The sequence below is a fragment of the Clostridioides sp. LIBA-6622 genome, assembly GCF_056716095.1.
Genome location: NZ_CP196998.1, coordinates 1,483,572 through 1,503,772, shown reverse-complemented (window position 1 = coordinate 1,503,772; position 20,201 = coordinate 1,483,572). Strand labels below are relative to the sequence as shown.

Here is a 20,201-nt window from a genome sequence, read left to right as displayed (position 1 = left end):
CATTATTTGCATTTTTTTCATTCACTTTTTATTTTAAAATTTTTTTATTTTATTTTGTTTTAAGTATCCAAAATACCAATTTTAATTTTATTCTTATATAAAATTCATTATAATTGGAATTAATATTACTGTAATTGTACCAGATACCCCAATAGAAACACCACTCATAGCTCCTTCCACTTCTCCAAGTTCAAAAGCTTTTGTAGTTCCTAGAGCATGTGCAGACGTTCCAAGTGCAATTCCTTTAGCAACTGGATGATTTATATTTCCAAGTTTAAATACTGTAGAAGCAACCATTCCACCAAAGATACCTGTAAAAATTATAGCCACAACTGTTATTGATTCTATACCATTTAAAGAATTTGCTAAAGATATTCCCATTGGTGTTGTTATAGATTTTGGAATTAAAGAGTTTATAATACTTACATCTGAATTAGCTATCTTACCAATTATCAATACAGATACAAAAGAAATTACTATCCCACACCCTATACCTACAATAATTTCAACCATATGCTTTTTAAATAATTCAAATTGCTTATAAAGTGGAACTGCAAGTACTACTGTAACAGGACCTAGAAAGAAATTTATACTATCTGCTCCTATCTTGTAGTTCTCATAAGGAATTTTAGTTATGCTTAAAAACACTATTATTCCTACGATTGCAATTAACATGGGATTACATATAGGATTGCTTGTTTTTCGTTGGATATATCTCCCTAAATTAAAAAATACTATTGTTACTATTATACCAAATACTGGCGTTTGTAATACATTATACATCTTTTTGTCCTTCTTCCTTCTTTTTTATCATTTTTTCCACTATAACTCCAGTAACATACATTACTATTAGTGTGCTTAAACATATAACTAACAAAAGCACTAATACATTTTCCTTTATCAGGTCTAATGATTTTATAAGTGACACCCCTGCTGGGATAAAGAATACAGCCATATTGTCAAGGAAAAACCCACTTATATTTTCTATACTACTCAAATCTAATACTTTAAATTGTAGTAGCAAGAATAATAATAGCATCCCAACTATACTCCCAGGAATAAGTATAATTCCTTGTATAAAGGAACTTATATACTCTCCTATGACCCATATACATAAAATTATTACCAACTGATTGAAAACTTTCATTTTCCACCTCCAAAAACTAAAGAGATTGCTTCAAATCATATTTGTAGTTTTTTCAACAAGCAAATATCTTTCTTCAAATAGAAAGTTATAATTTGATACAATCTCTTTTAAATTTATTTTTATTTTAATTTAATAAAATACATACTTGGTTGTTTCAAAAAACTTAACTATATAAGCCTATTTTTCACTTAAAATCTCTTTTATTTTTGAATTGTTATACATACTGTCTGGAACTTCACTTCTTAAACTATAAAAAGTTTGTTGTGCATTTTTTAAATCACCATTGTCATAATAAAGCATACCTAACTCATAATATGAATCATCATAATACTGGTCATGTTTAGTATAAGTATTTATATATTTTTTATAATATTTTATAGCTTCATCTTTATTTCCTAATAGTTTATTTGTTATTGCTAATTGATATATTGATTCAGAAATATATTTTTTAGTTTTCCCAGAAGAAACTACACTTTTAAAATTATCTATAGCTTTTTCATAGTCCTTATTTTTCTTTAACTCTAGAGCTTGATAGTATAAATCTTCCTCATCAGCTACAGTTATATCTCTTTCTGGTTCTTTATTTTTAGCTTCACTTAATTCTTTATTTGTTTTTTCTAATTTTTCACTTGTTTCTCCTAGCTTTTTATCAGTTTCATTTAGCTTTTCATCTTTACTACTTATTTGATTATTTAAGTTTTCTATTCTCTTTTTGCTTTGAATTAAATATACACCCATACCTATTAAAACACAAACAACTATAATATATGGTAAAATATTTTTCTTCTTTTTAACTTTTTTTACTTCTTCCTTTTTATTAGTATCTTCTTTTTCTTCCTTATCTTTTTCAAATACTGGATTATCTTTATCTAACTCTTTAAGTTTATCTAAATATCCTTCTCTCTTCTTTACATTGCCTAGTTTATCATACAATAAAGATAAAATTACATATGGTTCTATCAGTTCAGACTCTTCCTCAATTATATTCTCCAAAATATGTATTGACTCATAATTTAATTCTTCATTTATAAATCTTATAGAATGATTGTATCTTCCTAAAAATGTTTTAAAATCTTCAGATGAAATTAGATTTACATATTTTCTCGATATATGATTATTTTCATAACATAAAGCAGTATAAAAGCTCTCAAATGACTTAGCAAAGTCACATTTTAACAACTTTAAAAGCCCTCTAAGATTTAGTATATCAATATCTTTAGGATTTATTTCTAAAGCTTTATTCACCATATTAATAGCACTAGTTATATAGTTCTTATATGCCAAATCTAGTGCATTATTATACCTTTTGTATGATTCTAATTTTAATTCCTTTGATGTTGTGTCTGACTTTGAATTTAAAGCTCCTTGTAAGTTCAATAGTGTCTCTTCTTTATAATTTGTAGTCACATAACTTTGTTTTAATGCTTTTAGTGTCTCATCACCATCTTCTTCTTCTATGTTAAAAAAAGTCAAATCACTTTTATTATCTTCTATCAAAGATATATCTAAAATTTTTCTAGGCATGTTTTCTATGTCCTGTTTTATATCTTTAACTAAAATAATACTCACCTCCACTCTAAAATATATATTTAAGATAACATATTTAATATGTCAAGTCAAAACTATACATATTTTGCCATTATCCTCATAATAAAAAAGGTAATCCTCTTCTTCTTGTGAAAAGGTTACCTTTTTTCCAATATTGCTAACTTTTAATGTTAAATTTTTTTACTTTTCTATACAGTGTAGCTATACCTATATTTAAAGCTTCAGCTACCTTTTTCATACCTTCTGTGTTACTTCCATATTTTTTTATAGCCTTTTCTATAGCTTCCCTCTCAAGGTCATCCATGGTCTTAACCTCTTGTTTATATAATTCATCTAATTTAAAAGATATTAAGTCAGACATACTTCTTATAAAAGCAGTTAGCTCCTTGTCTTTTGAAAGTATTTTCTCCTTTTGCTCTTCATTAAATGCAGCTATACCCAAAATTCCAAGTATATGTTCTCCCATTTTAACAGGAGTACATATATCGGCTAACTCTTTACAATTTTCTCTATTTGCACATTTATTACAGTTCTCTTCTATTTCCTTATTTATAACATAGGATTTTCCATCTTTTAAAACAAGAGAGTATACTGATTTCTCTGAGATTGTCTCTCCTATTTTACCTCTGAATATTCCTGTACCTGCTATCCTAGTTAAATCTTTTGTAACTAAAGTAACATCTACATCCAACACATTAGAAATATTCTCGCAAATACTTTGAACGTAATTCGTTATATTATTTAAATTCAAAGTAATCCCTCCTATTTAGATTTATATTTTTTAATACTCTACATAAATCCTATTCTTGAGAACTTTAAGCTTGCGGTTGTGGTTGTGTCTCATTAGGCTTATTATCAGTTGGTGGTGTTTCTGGTTTTTGTTGATTATTTTGATTATTTGAGTTTTGATTATTTTTATTTTCATCTGTCTTCGGCTTTTCTTCTGGTTTTGGTTCCATAGTTCCAACTAATATAATACCTTCCTTCTTAGGATAATATGAATTAGCTATTTTTTCAGTTTTAATTTTCTTACCATTAGCATCATTAAATGTTCTATATGTTGATACAGAGTATGAATTTCTTCCACTCTTTTCCACTTTTTCTTTGCCTTTAGGCATTGTAGAGTCATTAACTCTTTTCATTGTAGTTTGTGAAACGCCATCTAATTTTGTTGATATTGTTATATTTTGTTTGTCTTCTGCACTTCCATATATATTGCAAACAATTTGATTCCCTGAAACGTAATTTTTTATGTAAACTGGATGCTTTAGATTATTTTTAAATAAGAAATCTATTCCACTATCTGCAACAGTTGCATCTCTTCCTTTTGGAACATAACTTGATGGTATTGTGTGATTTTTTACATTAACAATTTCTAATCCTGCATATAACACAGAATTATATAATGTTGACGAAACTTGACAAACTCCTCCACCATAGTCTTCTTCCATCTCACCTTCCATTATTACAGGTGCACTCTTATATCCATTTTCTTTACTTCTCTTACCTGTATGTTTGTTAAATGAAAAAGTTTCTCCTGGCATAAGTAATACATTACTTATGTTATCTGTTGCTAATTTTATGTTTATACTTCTATTTACTTGAGAAGTCTTAAATGTCGTTGAATACTTGCCTAAATTTGTGTCTATATTAGCAAGTTGCTCTTTTTTTATCTTTGCTGGAGTAGCTTTTACTACTAACTTATTCTTATAATTGCCTTTTTTAGTTTGATTATCAAAGCTCTCCATACTCTTAGAAATATCCATTTTAAGTCCATCAGAGTCTGGTACAACTTTTACTTTTTCACCGCTTATATCTAGTGTCGCATCTTTTACTGCTACATCTATTTCTTTAGCTATCTTTTCCATTTCCGATTTTAGCTTATTTTTATCATAATTTGTCACTACTACTAAGTCGTTTTTCTTCCCAAAATTTGCTGAAATAGTTTTTGATAGATTCCCAAAGAAACCATTCTTTCTATTTAAATTATATGCATTTTCTACTGTTTTATCCAAATCTGCAGATAAATTTAAATCTTTGCTTTTAACTTTCCAATTTTTATCATTGTAGATAAACTCAACATTTTCTAATTTGTATTTTTTACTTAACTCCTGTTTTGCTTGTGCTTTAGTCAATTTGCCAATGTTTACTCCATTAACATATGTGTTTTTTGCTATTTTCTCCCCGTTAAATTGCATACACATTACGCCTATAAAAATTATGACTACTAATGCTACAGCTCCAATGGCTATAACTAGCTTTTTGTTCACATTACTCATCCCATACTTCTCCTTACAATAAAATTATTTATATACACCTACTATTATATTACTACATAATCTGCCTTAAAAACCTAAAAACTTTTTAATTATATAATAATTTAACATTATCAATATAATTAATTAATATTCATTTAGTCCCTTTTCTAATATGGCATATATTTTTTCATTGTAAATATTAATAGCATAAACCTCTTTACCTTTAAATAATCCTTTGTTTACTACGGCATAATAATAAATATTTTTATACTTCCCGAATAATTCTTCTAATGTTTTTTTACTCTTTACATATCTGTCAGCTTTCTCTATATCTAATATTTCAGCTTTTTTATATTTATTTTCTTTTTCATCAAGAGTATTAGTTAACACAAATTTAGCTTTATCTTTAGTAATACCAAATTGATAGCTTCCATCCTCTAATATCCTAAAATATCCATCTCCATATTCTACTTTGTAATCTTTTTTACCATCTTTATATGAATATAAATCTTTAGTTTTTGCATTTACCAAAACCTCATTTATTAATTTGTCATACTCGTATACTTCAGCATAATAATATTTATTATTTTTTATCATTTGTGGAAGTGAATTTATAGATAGATTTGATTTATCCTTGCCACTTTTTTTAGCTATTACATTTATGATGTCATCAGATGTTAAAGTATACAATGATAAATTCTTTTTATATTCTTTTTCTAAACTTTGCACTTTTTCATCATCTGAATAGTCTTCTTTTAAATACTCTATATACTGTAATGCTCTTTCATAATCTCCAGAAGTATTTGCCTCTTCAGCTCTACTTATATAATAATCATACATTTCCTCAACACATTGTTTTTTAGCATTTTGAGCCATATTATAATACTTATCATCTTCTTTTAATACTTTATTATACTTTTCAATAGCTTCATAATATTTATATACTTTTTGGTCTTTAACTGCTGAATCATAAACATCCCTAGATTCCTTAATTGTTTCTATATTCTGTTTGTATACATCTAAATTACTACCCACTCCATTTAATATTGAAACAGTATTTATGTAGTTAATGGCAACATCATAAGTAGTATTCTCTTCCTTATACATTTCCTTAACTCTATCTGCCTGAGTTAACAAATCATCCACATCTATATTTATTTTATTTAGCTCTTTTACTGTATTTATTAATCCAATAAAACTTTCTTGACTTATATCTCCATCTAAATATTTATCACCACTATTTAATAACAATTTATTTATTTTTTTAGAAACAGACTTATTGAATCTTTCCATCTTTGAATCAGAAAACTTTTTTTCTATACTCGCATAGTAATCAACAGCTATAGAATATTGTCTTTTATCTATAATTTTCAACAACTCATTAGCTTCATTTCCTACACTAAATTCATTACTACTTAAGAAAAATACTATCATTAAAACAATTACGCCTAATGCTGATAATGAAACTGCAACTATAGACTTTCTTTTTTCATCAATAAAATCTACAGTTTTCTCAAATAAATCTCTAAAATTCATTATGGTTCCCTCTCCATTTAGCAATATTTATATTCTATGGTAAACTAAATTTCTTATTGGTTATTATATCATAATTCCTGAAAAAAAATAAAAACACAAGTTAAATCGTGTTTTTATTTTACCTATCAATCATTATTTTATACATAAATATTTCCTTTACATAAATTAAGATATCTTTCTCTTTATATCCCTAGAATGACTTTTTTGTTTTTTATTAGCGCTGACATTTTTCATTCTTGTTTTATGTACAGTTTTATCATCAAATATTTTTCTAGCATTGCATAAAACAATTCCAGTTGTTAAACAAACTGTAACTATACTACCCATCAAAAAGTAATAATCCAATCCTATATGTACTCCCATAACTGAATTTATTAATACTAATGCAAAAGTCATTGCAAAACATATCATCATGGAGATAACTAAAATTCTCAGAATTTTTTTCAATCCAATCACCTCATATAATCACTAATATTGACACTACCCCTTATCCATTACTATACCAAATTAGTAAAAAAATAGCAATTACTATTGCCATTTATATTAGGAAAATATTAAATATTTTTAATAAATATCTTTTTTTGACATTAGGATTCGTTAATTTTTAATAAAGTAGTAACACTAATCTGTATTAATTAATAGAATAAAATAAATGATAATTTATTGAGGGGTGATTTACATGCCAAATTTGCCAAGTTTAGGATCAAAGGCTCCTGATTTTAAGGCCAATACAACAAACGGCCCTATTAGACTTTCTAATTATAAAGGTAATTGGATTGTTTTATTTTCACATCCTGGTGATTTTACACCAGTTTGTACTACAGAATTTTTGTGCTTTGCTAAATATTATGACGAGTTCAAAAAGAGAAATACAGAATTAATTGGTCTAAGCGTTGATAGTAACAGTTCTCATCTAGCGTGGATGTATAATATCTCTTTACTTACAGGTGTAGAAATTCCATTTCCTATTATAGAAGATAGAGATATGAGAATTGCAAAATTATATGGTATGATATCAAAACCAATGAGTGATACATCAACTGTTCGTTCTGTATTTATTATAGATAATAATCAAATTTTAAGAACGATTCTTTATTATCCACTTACTACAGGAAGAAATATTCCAGAAATACTTAGAATAGTAGATGCTCTTCAAACTAGTGATAGAGACAACATAGTTACACCTGCAAACTGGTTCCCTGGTATGCCAGTGATTTTGCCATATCCTAAAAACTATAAAGAATTAAAAAACAGGGTTAATAGCTGTAATAAGAAATATTCCTGCATGGACTGGTACTTATGTTTTGTACCAGATAATTATAATGATGAAGACTTAAACAAGAAAATTGATAATACTTGTAGCTGGAATACAGAACATACTAAAAACATTGAAAACAAAGGTGATTGTGAACACAAAAATACTGACTATATGAACAAAACCCATGACTGTAAAGAAGAACACAGTAATGATATTAAAGAAGATTGTAACTGTGAACAAAAGCACACTAAAAATACTAATAAAACTTGTAACTCTAAGCAAAATAAACTTAAAGATAAATCTTGTGATGCAACGAATTATAACTATGATAAGGAAGATAGTAGTTATGAAGATTTCTATAAACAAAATTATAAAAACTATGATTATACTAGTGAAAAAAATACTAAAAAAATAGCTATGAAGACTTTGAAGGATTCAAAAAAATTAGTTAGACCACAAATAACAGACCCATATAATCCAATAGTTGAAAATGCAAATTGTCCAGATATAAATCCAATTGTGGCAGAATATGTCCTTGGTAACCCAACTAATGTAGATGCGCAACTATTAGATGCAGTTATCTTTGCTTTTGCAGAAATAGACCAATCTGGTAATTTATTTATTCCTTATCCTAGATTTTTAAATCAATTACTTGCACTTAAAGCTGAAAAACCTAGCTTAAAAGTAATTGTGGCTATAGGAGGTTGGGGAGCTGAAGGATTCTCTGATGCGGCATTAACTCCTACATCCAGATATAATTTTGCAAGACAGGTTAATCAAATGATAAATGAATATGCTTTAGACGGAGTTGATATAGATTGGGAATATCCTGGAAGTAGTGCATCTGGAATAGTATCAAGACCTGAGGATAGAGAAAACTTTACTCTTTTATTAACAGCCATAAGAGATGTTATAGGAGATGAAAAATGGCTTAGTGTCGCCGGAACAGGAGATAGAGGGTATATAAATTCAAGTGCTGAAATAGATAAAATAGCTCCAATAATAGATTATTTTAATCTTATGAGTTATGATTTTACAGCAGGTGAAACAGGTCCAAATGGTAGAAAACATCAAGCAAATCTTTTTGATTCTGATTTATCTTTACCAGGGTATAGTGTTGATGCAATGGTAAGAAATCTTGAAAATGCTGGAATGCCTTCTGAAAAAATACTTCTTGGCATACCATTTTACGGAAGATTAGGTGCTACTATAACAAGAACTTATGATGAACTTAGAAGAGATTATATAAATAAAAATGGGTATGAATACAGATTTGATAATGTTGCTCAAGTTCCATATTTAGTTAAGGATGGAGAGTTCGCAATGTCTTATGATGATTCTTTATCTATATTCTTAAAAACTCAATATGTCCTTAGAAATTGTCTAGGTGGTGTATTTTCATGGACATCAACTTATGACCAAGCAAATATATTGGCTAGAACTATGTCCATTGGTATAAACGACCCTGAGGTGTTAAAAGATGAACTCGAAGGTATTTATGGTCAATTCTAATATAATGTAAGAAAATTTTATAGTTTTGTTATATGAAAAAGCAGATTGTATTATATTAAATAAATTTTATCTAATTAATAATACTAATTAGTTCTTTATAAATTAGGTACTTATTTTCTAATAATACAATCCTGCTTTTTTAATTGTAAGTTAAGTGTTTAAATATAACTCTTATAACATCTTACTATATATCAATAATCTTTTATTATATACCAATAGCCTTTTTAGCCAATTTATCAGCTTCCTCATTATATTGGTTTCCAGAATGTGCTTTGACTTTTATAAATTTTACATTAAGTTTAGTTTTAACACTATCATAGAAATTTTTATATGCTATAGTTCCTTCTTTATTTGTTTTCCAAACTCCAGTACACCACTTTTCAATACCTTCATAATCAAAATATAAAATCAAATTTTGAATATTATTCTCAATACAGTATTGCATTGCAATTTTAGAAGCTTCTATTTCTCCAGCTACATTTCTCATTCCTACAAGAGTTTCCTCTTTTCCTTCTTCACTATATGTTTTTATAACTTCATTATTTTTTAAAATTACAACACCTGAACCATACATTTTTATTGAATGTTCATAGCTTCCATCTACATATGCTTCTATAAATTCTTCATTTTCTTTAAAGCTTGATTTTTCTGAACCATAAATATATTCTTTTGCTTCTTGTAAAGTAGGAAAACTCTTATACTCAGCTCCTGAAAATCCATTTACCTGTTTTTTGCATTCATCCCATGTATTATATACACCTATATTTTTACCTTTTTTTACAGCATAAAACTTTTGTTTTGCCAAATATATCACTCCCACCCTTAGTTTTTATGTTCTTCTCTCATAAATATATCTAAATTTATCAGATAGTTCCTATCAAAATACTTTACTTTCATATCTTTATTTATAATATCTATATAATACACTTCCCCTTTTACAGCTCTTTGTCTTATATTTTCATTTATATCATTTCTTATGATATCTTTGTCAGCATCATTCTTATCTATTCTAGCATCAACATTTAACGCTTTTACAGTATCAAATATAACAGATTTTAGGATTAAACTTCTAGATTTATTTAAATGGTGCTTTATATAGGTATAAAATTCATTACTGTTCATCTTAGAAATTTTACAACCATGCAAATCTTTTTCTAACCTCTTTAGCACACTTATATTGGTTCCTGCATCAAAAATAGCAAAACATCCATAATCATATTTGCTTCTTAGAATTCTCCCCATAGCTTGCTTTACCTTGATTGTCATTTGTGGATAATTTATAGTGTAATAGTCTATATTATACTTCTTCATTATAGTAAAATACAATGGGTCTTTTGGATTTAGATTGGGAAGTTTGTCTAAAGTTACACAAACCAGACCATCTCCTGGAATATCTACCCCTTCAAAACATCCTTTTGAACCAAGTACAACACACTTTCGATTCAAATCATTAAGATACCTAATCCCTTTTTTATCAGCATAAATTTCTAAATTAAAACCATGTAAATAACTTTTCAATATTTCATAAGTTTTTTCTTGTCTATCTTTACTATTAAAAAGAGCCAATGTATGACCTTCTGTAATTTGTGATATATTAGATATAATCTTACTCATTTCATTTGGGAATTCAGTATTTCTGTACTCACATATATCAGAAAATGTAACTACAGACACCATATTTTTATAATCAAAAATTGGTTCTATAATTTTTTCTACATTCTTAACTCTATCTATTCCTAATGTATTTTTAAAATAAGACATATTTTCAGATAAGCTCAAGGTTGCAGATAAAAATATACCTTTTTCTAATTGAGATAAGATATTTTCTTCAAATAAATCTGCTATTTTTAATGGAACTACTCTAAATTCAAAATCATTATAATTCTTATCAATTTCAACTATCCTTGCATAATCATCCTTTTCATCATATTCTAAAAATATTTCAAATATAATCTTTATATCCTCTAAGTCCCTCGCTTTTGCTTTTCCAAATTTATATATATCAGTTTCTTTATCTATACTATCATCATCAATATTCCTATAAATTGTTATTATTATTGCAACTAAATTTTTTATTATTTTTTCACAACTTGATTTTATCTTTTCACTATACAATCTATAACTTATTTCATTATCTATACCGTCTTTTTTTAGTTTTCCCACAATTTCATCTATTTGCAGATTTAATTCCCATCTTAAATTATAATTACTTACACTATTATATTCACTGCAATTACCAAAGTTCAATATTGAATCTATCTCGTCAAGAATAAGATTTATACTCCTAGCAATTTTTTGTTTATCTTTTCTTTCAATTTTTAATACATGATAAAACTTATCAAAAGCCTTTATTTTTCTCATATTTTTACTATATTTTTTATATATGAAGCTACTATTTTGAATAAATTCATATGGATAGATTTCTTGCAATAAATATCTAAAAGACTTTGAATTTATAATACTTGAAAAGAAATCATACCCTTTTTCAGTCAAATTATGTGCTTCATCTACTATTATATTTTCTAGAGGTTTTTCATCTTTATATGGCCATTTAGCTAATAAAGAATGGTTTACTACTGTTATATGTTCTTCTTTCAATTCTTCTGTTCTATTCTTGTATAGGCAATCCTTTTTACACTTTTTGGGTCTACACATATTTGGGTCACAACTTATATTCCTTAAGTGAACATTTATTTCCTTGAAATTATCCAACACCCAATAATTTATTTCTTCTATATCTCCATGTTTACCACCTTCAACTAATCTCTCTAAAAATATCAAAGATAATATTTCTTCCTTAGTAGGTTCTTGAGAATCATAATCTGCTATATATGCTTCCAGTCTATCTATACAAATATAGTTATTTTTCCCTTTTATATACCCATAACTTACTTTTCCATTTAGCCCTAAAGAGTCTAACACATTTGGAATGTCTTTATTTATTAATTGTATCTGTAATTCCTTTGTATCAGTAGAAATTAACAATCTTTTCTTATTAATTTTAGCTTCTAATATCGCAGGCAATAAATATCCTACACTTTTACCTATACCAGTTGGGGCTTCTATACATGCAATTTTTTCTTCATATTCATTATTTCTAAACAACTCTCTTATCGTTTTAGTAAGCTCATGCTGACCTGGTCTATACTCATATGTAAATCCTTCTTTATTCTCCCATATAGTTTTGTATTTTAATAATTCTTCATAATTATTCGTCTCTTCGTTTAAAATCTTTAAGGTTTCCTTTTCTTTTTTCTTCTCTTCTTTTGAGTTAAATTTCTTATATTCTTTTTTAATCTTTATATTGTTTGATAAATCATAGTTTGCCTCTTCTAAAAATTCACTCCATTCCCATGTTGAAAGATTAAACTTCTTAAGATAAGAATTTATTTTAAAGCTCAATGGTTCTAGAGTAATTTTTTCATAATCATTAAACCTTACTAGAAGACAATTTAAAATGTTTATAATATCAATTGCATCTGATAAAGCTCTATTTTTTACTTTAGAGTCACAAGCAGTCAAATTATTTTTTAAATACTCCAAACTATACTCTTTATGATATGGTTCTAAAATAACTGCTAGTTCAATTAAATCAATAAATTTATTTTTTAACTTTGGCATATGATGTTCAAAAAACTTTCTTTTCAAACTTAAATCATGACATATAATCAAACTATCTTCTACAAAATTTATAAGTTTATCTTCTACTTTTTCTATATCACAAGCTATTTCTAAATCACTTTTATTTAAATTACTGCATAGTGAAAATACTTCTATAGGTATATCATAATTATTTTTTATTAATGATTGATATGTATCTATCTTCCAATCTTTAACCTTAACAACTCCAACTTCTAAAATTTCCGAATTTAAATAATCTAATCCACTAATTTCTATATCTAAAAAAACAACATTATTCAACATACTTATTATATTATCCATTTTTATATCCCTTCAAGTTAAACATGTATAACTTATCTACAATAATTGCTCTTTATATTTTATCATTTATATGTACTTTATTTAATATAATTAATATTAATTTTATATATCTTACAACAAATTTCTTTAATTTATTATCTGTATATATGAATATTTTTATCTATAAATATTCAAACTATATTGTAAGAAATACACTTGAAATTTTAAATAAGAGGTGAAATTGTGAAAAAAGATAGCCTAAAAAAATACATTATGATAGGAACATTTGCTCTAATACTTTTGGGAATAGCTAGTATAAACTTTAAATCATTAGATAAGACAAAAACTCAAATTTCTAGTCCAACACTTGATACACATGAATATGATTGGTATTTTAATCCTAGAGAAGATGGTAAACAGCCATCTCCTATAAAAGAAGCAGATTTTTTTAAAAAATATGATTCTTACTATGTAGGAAATCCTAATGAAAAAGTTATATATCTATCATTTGATGCTGGATATGAAAGTGGTAATACTCCAAAGCTATTAGATACACTAAAAAAACACAACGCTAAAGCACAGTTTTTCGTAGTTGAAAGTTATATAAAAAGCAATCCAGATTTAATAAAACGTATGGAAAAAGAAGGTCATTTAGTTTGTAATCATTCAAAAAGTCATCCATCAATGGCAGGTATTACAGACTTTGAAAATTTCAAAGAAGAAATTACAAGTGTAGAAAAAGCATACAAGGATGTTACTGGGAAAGAAATGCCTAAATACTTTAGACCACCAATGGGTAAATTTAGTGAACAGTCTTTAAAATACACAAAAGATTTAGGATATAAATCTATATTTTGGAGTTTTGCTTATGTAGATTGGTATGAAAAGAAACAGCCTACTCATGAGTTTGCTAAAAATAAAATTTATTCAAGAACACATCCTGGTGCAATAGTTCTATTACATCCAAATTCTTCAACAAATACTGAAATATTGGATGAAGTACTAACACATTGGGAAAAAGAAGGTTATAAACTTAAAACACTTGATTATTTAAGTAATAAAAAATAATGTTTTAATTTAAACAAAACTCCACCATGAATTAGAGTAAAATAAAACTGTTTATAAATACTTTAATCCTTGATGGAGTTTTTTATTTTTTTATATTTATTTAAAAAGAATTGTCCATTCATTTATCTCTTTATATCCTATATTTTGATATATTTTACCTGCTATATCATTATTATAAAAAAGGCATGGGACTTTTCCTTCTAACAATAATTCTTTACTTAAGTTATAAACTATATAACTTGCAAATCCCTTTCCTCTATATGCTTTATCTGTACCAACAGATACTACCATTGCCAAAAAACTAGTTTCCATTCCAGTAGATGCAGTACTAATCATAGTATCATCATTTTTAATAAAATATGCTCTTACATTTCCTTCTTTTAGATGTTCTTTTCTTTCTTCTATGTAATTTTTACTTACTTTATAATCTGAGTTGTTTAAAAGTTTCCCTATATCATCAATATCTTTTTCCTGAGCCTTTTCTATTTTATGCTCCTTCATGCTAGGGAAATCAATTTCTTTTATTTCCTTTAATATACAAAATTTATTATCTAGTTTTTTATAAAAATCTTTATATTCACTTATTAGTCTATCTATTACACACTTTTTTCCACTTATACTTTCTACATCCAAATCTTTTATATGATGCTTCATCTCTTCTATCTCAAAATCATTTTTTAGACTATAAATTATAAGTGTTGACTTATTCTTTAATATTATAGAAGTTATATTTCCTCCTTTCATTTGAGACCATATATCTTGAGAGTAGGAGTTAAATCCATAGTTTTCAACATATCCAATTATGAATAAGTTTAAACTTTCTTCATGTGATACATATTGCCAAAATTCTTTTTCTAAAGTATTATCTATTTTTACAATCAAGTATATATCCTCCTTTTGCATTAATAATGATATACCTTATAATTTATAGTATCATTTAAATTCATTATATTCCACCAAATATTCTTAATTTTTCAAAAATAATTTAGAATTGTAAGCCAATTAATTTCTTGTAAAAATATACAATTAAAATATTCTATGTCATTTTATATTTTAATTGAGCTACATTTTTTCAATGCCTATGCAATGTGTTCATATTTATTTTTATATTCTGTTATCGCTTCATTCCAGGCTTCTTCCACTGATATTCCTTTCTTAGTTGCAATTCTTTGTGCCAATTCTATTATTTTCATAGCTTTTCTTGATATATTCATATATTTTCCTCCTCTAAATTATCATAAATTATTTTAAGGTTAAATTTCTATAGCCATTTTATATGTTTATTTACTTATATCTTACTAATTATTTGTGTATTAAATGTGAACTACACTAGAAGAATTTTAGAACTTAATAAACCATAAACTTTACATACAATTCATATATATTTGTCATATCATAGGACAAGTGATATAATTTATTATCATTTTATGGGGGTGATATATTATGAAAATAAGGGATGAATACACATGTCCTCTTGAAATTGTACATGACATAATCAAAGGAAAATGGAAAACTATCCTTGTATTTGAATTGAGACAATCTAATAAGACATTTTCTGAATTAGAACATAGTATTTATGGAATAAATCAAAAAATGTTAATTCAACAATTAAAAGAACTGCATGAATTTGGTATTATTGATAAAATAAGTTCATCTGGTTATCCACTACATGTTGAATATTTTCTTACTGACCGTGGTAAAAAAATGTTAAAAGCGGTGGAAATAATGCAAGAAATAGGTATAGAGTATATGCTTGAGAATGGTCAACAAGAGATTCTAGATAGTAAAGGAATTTGTTATAATAAATAGTTTTGTACATACCAAAAAGTAAGTAATTTACATTTTTTATATGAATATTATAATAGGAATATATAGGGGGTATTGACATGTCTATCGCTTTAATACTAATTGATATTCAGAATGATTATTTTAAAAATGGAAAATGTGAATTATTTGAATCAAAAAAAGCTGCTGAAAATGCAAAGAAAATACTGTCGTTCTTTAGAAAAAATAACTTACCAGTTATTCATGTACAGCATATAGCAACAGATAAAACAGCTTCTTTCTTTCTGCCTCACACTTATGGTTCAAAAATAAATGAAACTGTTTTTCCACTGGACAATGAAGAAATTATAATTAAACATTCACCAGACAGTTTTTTTCAGACCAATCTACAAGCTGTACTTGAGAAAAAAAATATAACTAAGTTGGTGATTTGTGGTATGATGAGTCATATGTGCATTGATACAAGTATAAGAACAGCAAAGAAACTTGGGTACAACATAACCCTTATAGGTGATGCTTGTACAACAAAAAATTTATTTTGGGGCGATGTAGAAATTCATGCAAACACTGTCCATCAGGTATTCATGGCATCATTACAGAAGAGTTTTGCAGACATAAAAAATACAGATACTTTTTTATCTAATTGTTATAAATAAAAATATTCACAATATTAAAAAGAGCAAACTTAACTTATTTAAGTATGCTCTTTAATCATTTAAAATTAGATACTTTCTACCATTTTTATATATATAAGATACTCTTATCTATTTTATATTCATATATAACTATTATATAAATTTTAAACTTTACTATATCCACATAAAAAATGTAGTATTATAGTATATATAATATTATATAGAAAGGGGTGCTAGACAAATGAATAATCATATACTAATTCAATTTGAGTATATAGCAAGAATCATTATTGCTGGTTTCTGTGGAGCTTTAATTGGATATGAAAGGAAAAATAGACTAAAAGAAGCTGGAATACGAACTCATTTTATAGTGGCATTAGGTTCAGCACTTATAATCATTGTTTCTAAGTATGGGTTTAATGATATAGTAGGTACTCCAGGTATTGGTCTAGACCCAGCCCGTGTTGCGGCACAAGTTGTTAGTGGAATAGGTTTCTTAGGAGCTGGACTAATATTTATTAGAAATCAATCAGTAAGTGGACTTACTACTGCTGCTGGTATATGGGCAACAGCAGGTACAGGGCTTGCTATTGGCTCTGGACTATATTTATTAGGTATTGTTTCAAGTATTATAATTGTTATTGTACAGATATTACTTCATAGAGATAGGAAATGGATGAAACTCCCTACTGCAGAACAAGTTTCTCTCAAAATTTCTAATAGCACTGATTCAATACAATACATTGAGGAGAAATTTAAGAAATCTAATATTGAAATTTTAAACATGAACATTAAACGTCTTGATGGAGATTGGTTAGAAGTAATTATATATACTAAGTTACCTAAAGGATACAAAAAAACAAATTTATTAAAATTATTTAGTGATAATCCTCTTATAGAAACTTTAGAAATATAAAAAACAAATATAATGATACAATTTGCCACCGAATTGAAAACGTGGTGGCAAATGGGTGGCAAAAATTGCCACTCCATTTTTCTTTGTTAAACAATATTATATGTCTTTTATTAATCATTTTCTTCTAAACTCTTAAAATTTTTTTACTCATTTAATTTCCTTTTTATTTATAAAAGACCTTTTTTCATAAATACTCTGTCAATATTAATTCATATCACAATTTATTATTCTCTATTTTTAACTATATCTATAGGCTGTTGTTGAGTCACACAATGAATCATTCCACCGTCTTTATACAACTCTCTTATATCTATCCCTATTACTTCTCTATCAGGATATAAATCTTGTATAATCTTATTTGCAACTTTATCATTTTGGTCATTGTAATTTGGAACTAATACAACTTTATTACCTATATAAAAATTCATATATGAACCTTGATATGTTAAGTTTTTCCCATTTTTTAATCTAACATTATTTTGTGTAAGTGGTAGATATACATAATTATACTTTTCTCCATTTGAATTTGTTGAGTTTAATAATATATTAATATCTTTTTGCCTTAATCCCCAATCTATCAATTCTTTTTCATTTAGTGTAATTATTGTTGATTTATCATAAAATTTTGCAAATCCATCAATATGAAAATCTGTTATATCTATTCCAGCCACACCATCTAACCATATAAATTTTTCTGCTCCATAATATTTTCTTATATATTTCTCTATATCACCTTGACTTAAATTTTTATTTCTATTTTTATTTATTATAGAACTTTTAGTTGCTAAAAATGTTCCATTACCATCAAGTTCTATTGCTCCACCTTCTAAAACTACTTCATTTAAATTTATATTTTCAATTGCGAAGTCTTCACTTATATTTTTAGGTATTTGATTTGATTTACTATATGGCTCTTTTCTTCCCCAACCATTAAATCCCCAATCTAATATTACAAGTTTATTGCTTTCATCATATACAAATATAGGACCATTATCTCTTATCCAAACATCATCAGTTTTATAAATATAAAAATCTATGTAACCCATATCAATATTTTCTTTTTTCAATAAATTTTCTATTCTATCTTTTTCATTATCATTATAAGCTACTATATGAACATTTTCACCATTCACTAAAGACTTTGTCATCTTTAACCATACATCTTCTATTCCATTTTGGTATTCTTTGCCATAAGTATAACTATGAGGCCATTGTAACCAAGTCCCTTCATGTTCTTCATCTTCTAGTGGCATATAATACTTTTGCTGATTATTTTGATTTATATTTTCGCTTTCATACCCTTTTGTAAATCCTCTAATTATCAATAATAATGGTAATGATAATCCCAACATTAAAATTCTTTTATTCATAATAACCTCCTCTATTTTTATATTTCAAGTATAAAGGTTATCATAATGTCAAGGTCAACTAATCTTTTGAAACTTTTATAGATACTTCTGTTATAAATTCATAGCTAAATGGAGTTAATAATGAATCTACAAAGTATCTTTCAATAAAATTTCCTTTAACTTTAAAATTATTGTTTTTAACCCACTTATACAAAGTATTATAAGCATCAATTAAATTTTCATAATCTCCATAACATATTGTACTTACATATGTTCCACTTTCAATGACCTTATTGTTGAATCCATTTATCTTTTTATTATCTACAATAGGTTGATAATATTCTATTTCGTATGTATTTTCATCTAAATTTTCATTATTGTAGAACATTACATAATAATATCCAACTTTATTAGATTTACTTTTTGAAATCGTATTATAACAAGATTCTATAAATTCTCCTATTTCTTCATAATTAATAATGGCTTTTTTGCACAAGGTACTAACTGATTGTCTTTCACAAATATTAATATCATAATTATTTATGATTGTATCCTTAAATTTTACCTTTTCTTCTATTTCTGAAATTAAATATCCATATTTATTTACCTTTTTTGTTAATTCTTCAATTTTATTGATATATATCTCTATATTTTCATATTTATTATTATCTAATATATCTTTTATTTCTTCATAAGTAAATTCATATCTTCTTAAGTTTTTTATTTTTGATATTACATTAAGGTCTCCTTCTGTATAGTACCTATATCCATTGTTTTCTATGTGACTAGGTTTCAATATATTTTCTTTATCATAATATCTAAGCATTCTAGATGATATTTTAGTTATTTTTGAAGCTTCACCTATTTTATACATATAAACACCTTCTTTATTTTATTGATTGTGAAGTTTATTACTTTACTATTATATATATACTGTAGATGAAACTTAAACAATTTAAATTAATATTAGTAGCTTCTGATTCTAATTCATACAGGTAATTTTTTACCATATATTTTATATATTTATTTTGTTTTTTTAAAGTGAAATAAATTTCATATTGTTAAGACATTGTTAAATTTCTCAATTTTCAAACAGGCATGTTGAATAATAACTTATTCTAATGTATTATTGTAGTTGTAGAATAAAACTAAATCGGCAAAACTAGAGAAATTTAGTGACGCAAAACTATAGGGACTAAGACTTATAAAATTCTTATAGGTTATGTCAGCCAGTTGCCAAAAAGATATTTTCTTTTTGTTTTTGTGAA

18 protein-coding genes and 1 riboswitch are annotated in these 20,201 nt (G+C 26.3%); of the genes, 5 read left to right on the top strand and 13 right to left on the bottom strand.

The features are described from left to right. Positions 1-93: 93 nt before the first annotated feature. The 7 genes from ACTG47_RS07195 to ACTG47_RS07165 all read right to left on the bottom strand — a co-directional run bounded on the left by ACTG47_RS07195 (position 94) and on the right by ACTG47_RS07165 (position 6,903). A complete protein-coding gene (locus ACTG47_RS07195) occupies positions 94-783 on the bottom strand; it encodes an LrgB family protein (protein ID WP_169465398.1) in 690 nt (229 codons plus the stop codon). Continuing rightward, positions 776-1,147, bottom strand: coding sequence for a CidA/LrgA family protein (locus ACTG47_RS07190; protein WP_479926630.1), 372 nt, complete (start codon positions 1,145-1,147; stop codon positions 776-778). Before ACTG47_RS07190 ends, ACTG47_RS07195 begins: the two co-directional genes overlap by 8 nt. Before the next feature lie 177 nt (positions 1,148-1,324). Further along, positions 1,325-2,722 (bottom strand): tetratricopeptide repeat protein, encoded by a 1,398-nt coding sequence (locus ACTG47_RS07185; protein WP_479926629.1) that lies wholly within the window; start codon positions 2,720-2,722, stop codon positions 1,325-1,327. A gap of 130 nt (positions 2,723-2,852) precedes the next feature. Further along, positions 2,853-3,446: a helix-turn-helix domain-containing protein gene (locus ACTG47_RS07180; RefSeq protein ID WP_021384219.1), complete on the bottom strand. Its 594-nt coding sequence runs from the start codon at positions 3,444-3,446 to the stop codon at positions 2,853-2,855. Between the two features lie 64 nt (positions 3,447-3,510). Further along, on the bottom strand, positions 3,511-4,974 hold the full coding sequence (locus ACTG47_RS07175; protein ID WP_479926628.1) for a VanW family protein: 1,464 nt from the start codon (positions 4,972-4,974) through the stop codon (positions 3,511-3,513). 123 nt (positions 4,975-5,097) lie between these two features. Continuing rightward, on the bottom strand, positions 5,098-6,489 hold the full coding sequence (locus ACTG47_RS07170) for a UbiD family decarboxylase (RefSeq protein WP_479926627.1): 1,392 nt from the start codon (positions 6,487-6,489) through the stop codon (positions 5,098-5,100). A gap of 165 nt (positions 6,490-6,654) precedes the next feature. After that, positions 6,655-6,903 carry a hypothetical protein gene (locus ACTG47_RS07165; protein ID WP_479927071.1) on the bottom strand — a complete coding sequence of 83 codons (249 nt, stop codon included), beginning with the start codon at positions 6,901-6,903 and terminating at the stop codon, positions 6,655-6,657. Between the two features lie 265 nt (positions 6,904-7,168). On the opposite strand from ACTG47_RS07165, the gene ACTG47_RS07160 reads away from it, so the two are divergent. Continuing rightward, positions 7,169-9,259 (top strand): peroxiredoxin, encoded by a 2,091-nt coding sequence (locus tag ACTG47_RS07160; RefSeq protein WP_479926626.1) that lies wholly within the window; start codon positions 7,169-7,171, stop codon positions 9,257-9,259. Positions 9,260-9,464: 205 nt separating this feature from the next. On the opposite strand, the gene ACTG47_RS07155 is transcribed toward ACTG47_RS07160, so the two are convergent. Continuing rightward, positions 9,465-10,064 (bottom strand): ribonuclease H1 domain-containing protein, encoded by a 600-nt coding sequence (locus ACTG47_RS07155; RefSeq protein ID WP_479926625.1) that lies wholly within the window; start codon positions 10,062-10,064, stop codon positions 9,465-9,467. A 17-nt stretch (positions 10,065-10,081) separates the two neighbouring features. After that, on the bottom strand, positions 10,082-13,201 hold the full coding sequence (locus tag ACTG47_RS07150) for a helicase C-terminal domain-containing protein (protein WP_479926624.1): 3,120 nt from the start codon (positions 13,199-13,201) through the stop codon (positions 10,082-10,084). Between the two features lie 222 nt (positions 13,202-13,423). Here ACTG47_RS07150 and pdaA point away from each other — a divergent pair, with 222 nt between their 5' ends. Further along, complete coding sequence (gene pdaA / locus ACTG47_RS07145) at positions 13,424-14,248, top strand: delta-lactam-biosynthetic de-N-acetylase (RefSeq protein WP_169465413.1); 825 nt, start codon at positions 13,424-13,426, stop codon at positions 14,246-14,248. A gap of 96 nt (positions 14,249-14,344) precedes the next feature. On the opposite strand, the gene ACTG47_RS07140 is transcribed toward pdaA, so the two are convergent. Together ACTG47_RS07140 and ACTG47_RS07135 are read right to left on the bottom strand one after the other, a co-directional pair. After that, positions 14,345-15,130, bottom strand: coding sequence for a GNAT family N-acetyltransferase (locus tag ACTG47_RS07140; protein WP_479926623.1), 786 nt, complete (start codon positions 15,128-15,130; stop codon positions 14,345-14,347). 197 nt (positions 15,131-15,327) lie between these two features. Further along, positions 15,328-15,462 carry a hypothetical protein gene (locus tag ACTG47_RS07135; protein ID WP_285891496.1) on the bottom strand — a complete coding sequence of 45 codons (135 nt, stop codon included), beginning with the start codon at positions 15,460-15,462 and terminating at the stop codon, positions 15,328-15,330. Positions 15,463-15,691: 229 nt separating this feature from the next. On the opposite strand from ACTG47_RS07135, the gene ACTG47_RS07130 reads away from it, so the two are divergent. The 3 genes from ACTG47_RS07130 (at position 15,692) to ACTG47_RS07120 (ending at position 17,584) form a co-directional block, all read left to right on the top strand. Beyond that, positions 15,692-16,057 carry a winged helix-turn-helix transcriptional regulator gene (locus ACTG47_RS07130; protein WP_479926622.1) on the top strand — a complete coding sequence of 122 codons (366 nt, stop codon included), beginning with the start codon at positions 15,692-15,694 and terminating at the stop codon, positions 16,055-16,057. 77 nt (positions 16,058-16,134) lie between these two features. After that, positions 16,135-16,689, top strand: a complete 555-nt coding sequence (locus ACTG47_RS07125) for a cysteine hydrolase family protein (RefSeq protein ID WP_479926621.1) — start codon at positions 16,135-16,137, stop codon at positions 16,687-16,689. 220 nt (positions 16,690-16,909) lie between these two features. Then, positions 16,910-17,584 carry an MgtC/SapB family protein gene (locus ACTG47_RS07120; protein ID WP_169465421.1) on the top strand — a complete coding sequence of 225 codons (675 nt, stop codon included), beginning with the start codon at positions 16,910-16,912 and terminating at the stop codon, positions 17,582-17,584. 224 nt (positions 17,585-17,808) lie between these two features. On the opposite strand, the gene ACTG47_RS07115 is transcribed toward ACTG47_RS07120, so the two are convergent. Together ACTG47_RS07115 and ACTG47_RS07110 are read right to left on the bottom strand one after the other, a co-directional pair. Further along, positions 17,809-18,954, bottom strand: coding sequence for an agmatine deiminase family protein (locus ACTG47_RS07115; RefSeq protein WP_479926620.1), 1,146 nt, complete (start codon positions 18,952-18,954; stop codon positions 17,809-17,811). Between the two features lie 58 nt (positions 18,955-19,012). After that, complete coding sequence (locus ACTG47_RS07110) at positions 19,013-19,807, bottom strand: MerR family transcriptional regulator (protein ID WP_479926619.1); 795 nt, start codon at positions 19,805-19,807, stop codon at positions 19,013-19,015. Positions 19,808-20,078: 271 nt separating this feature from the next. Next, a riboswitch (cyclic di-GMP riboswitch) is annotated at positions 20,079-20,174 on the top strand. Positions 20,175-20,201: the final 27 nt, after the last annotated feature.

Bases quoted from the DNA above. Each gene is read 5' to 3' on its own strand.
- ACTG47_RS07160 (WP_479926626.1), top strand. From the start codon at position 7,169: ATGCCAAATTTGCCAAGTTTAGGATCAAAGGCTCCTGATTTTAAGGCC.
- ACTG47_RS07165 (WP_479927071.1), bottom strand. From the start codon at position 6,903: ATGATGATATGTTTTGCAATGACTTTTGCATTAGTATTAATAAATTCA.
- ACTG47_RS07195 (WP_169465398.1), bottom strand. From the start codon at position 783: ATGTATAATGTATTACAAACGCCAGTATTTGGTATAATAGTAACAATA.
- ACTG47_RS07125 (WP_479926621.1), top strand. From the start codon at position 16,135: ATGTCTATCGCTTTAATACTAATTGATATTCAGAATGATTATTTTAAA.
- ACTG47_RS07175 (WP_479926628.1), bottom strand. From the start codon at position 4,974: ATGAGTAATGTGAACAAAAAGCTAGTTATAGCCATTGGAGCTGTAGCA.
- ACTG47_RS07110 (WP_479926619.1), bottom strand. From the start codon at position 19,807: ATGTATAAAATAGGTGAAGCTTCAAAAATAACTAAAATATCATCTAGA.
- ACTG47_RS07170 (WP_479926627.1), bottom strand. From the start codon at position 6,489: ATGAATTTTAGAGATTTATTTGAGAAAACTGTAGATTTTATTGATGAA.
- ACTG47_RS07115 (WP_479926620.1), bottom strand. From the start codon at position 18,954: ATGAATAAAAGAATTTTAATGTTGGGATTATCATTACCATTATTATTG.
- ACTG47_RS07190 (WP_479926630.1), bottom strand. From the start codon at position 1,147: ATGAAAGTTTTCAATCAGTTGGTAATAATTTTATGTATATGGGTCATA.
- ACTG47_RS07120 (WP_169465421.1), top strand. From the start codon at position 16,910: ATGAATAATCATATACTAATTCAATTTGAGTATATAGCAAGAATCATT.
- ACTG47_RS07150 (WP_479926624.1), bottom strand. From the start codon at position 13,201: ATGGATAATATAATAAGTATGTTGAATAATGTTGTTTTTTTAGATATA.
- ACTG47_RS07135 (WP_285891496.1), bottom strand. From the start codon at position 15,462: ATGAATATATCAAGAAAAGCTATGAAAATAATAGAATTGGCACAAAGA.
- ACTG47_RS07130 (WP_479926622.1), top strand. From the start codon at position 15,692: ATGAAAATAAGGGATGAATACACATGTCCTCTTGAAATTGTACATGAC.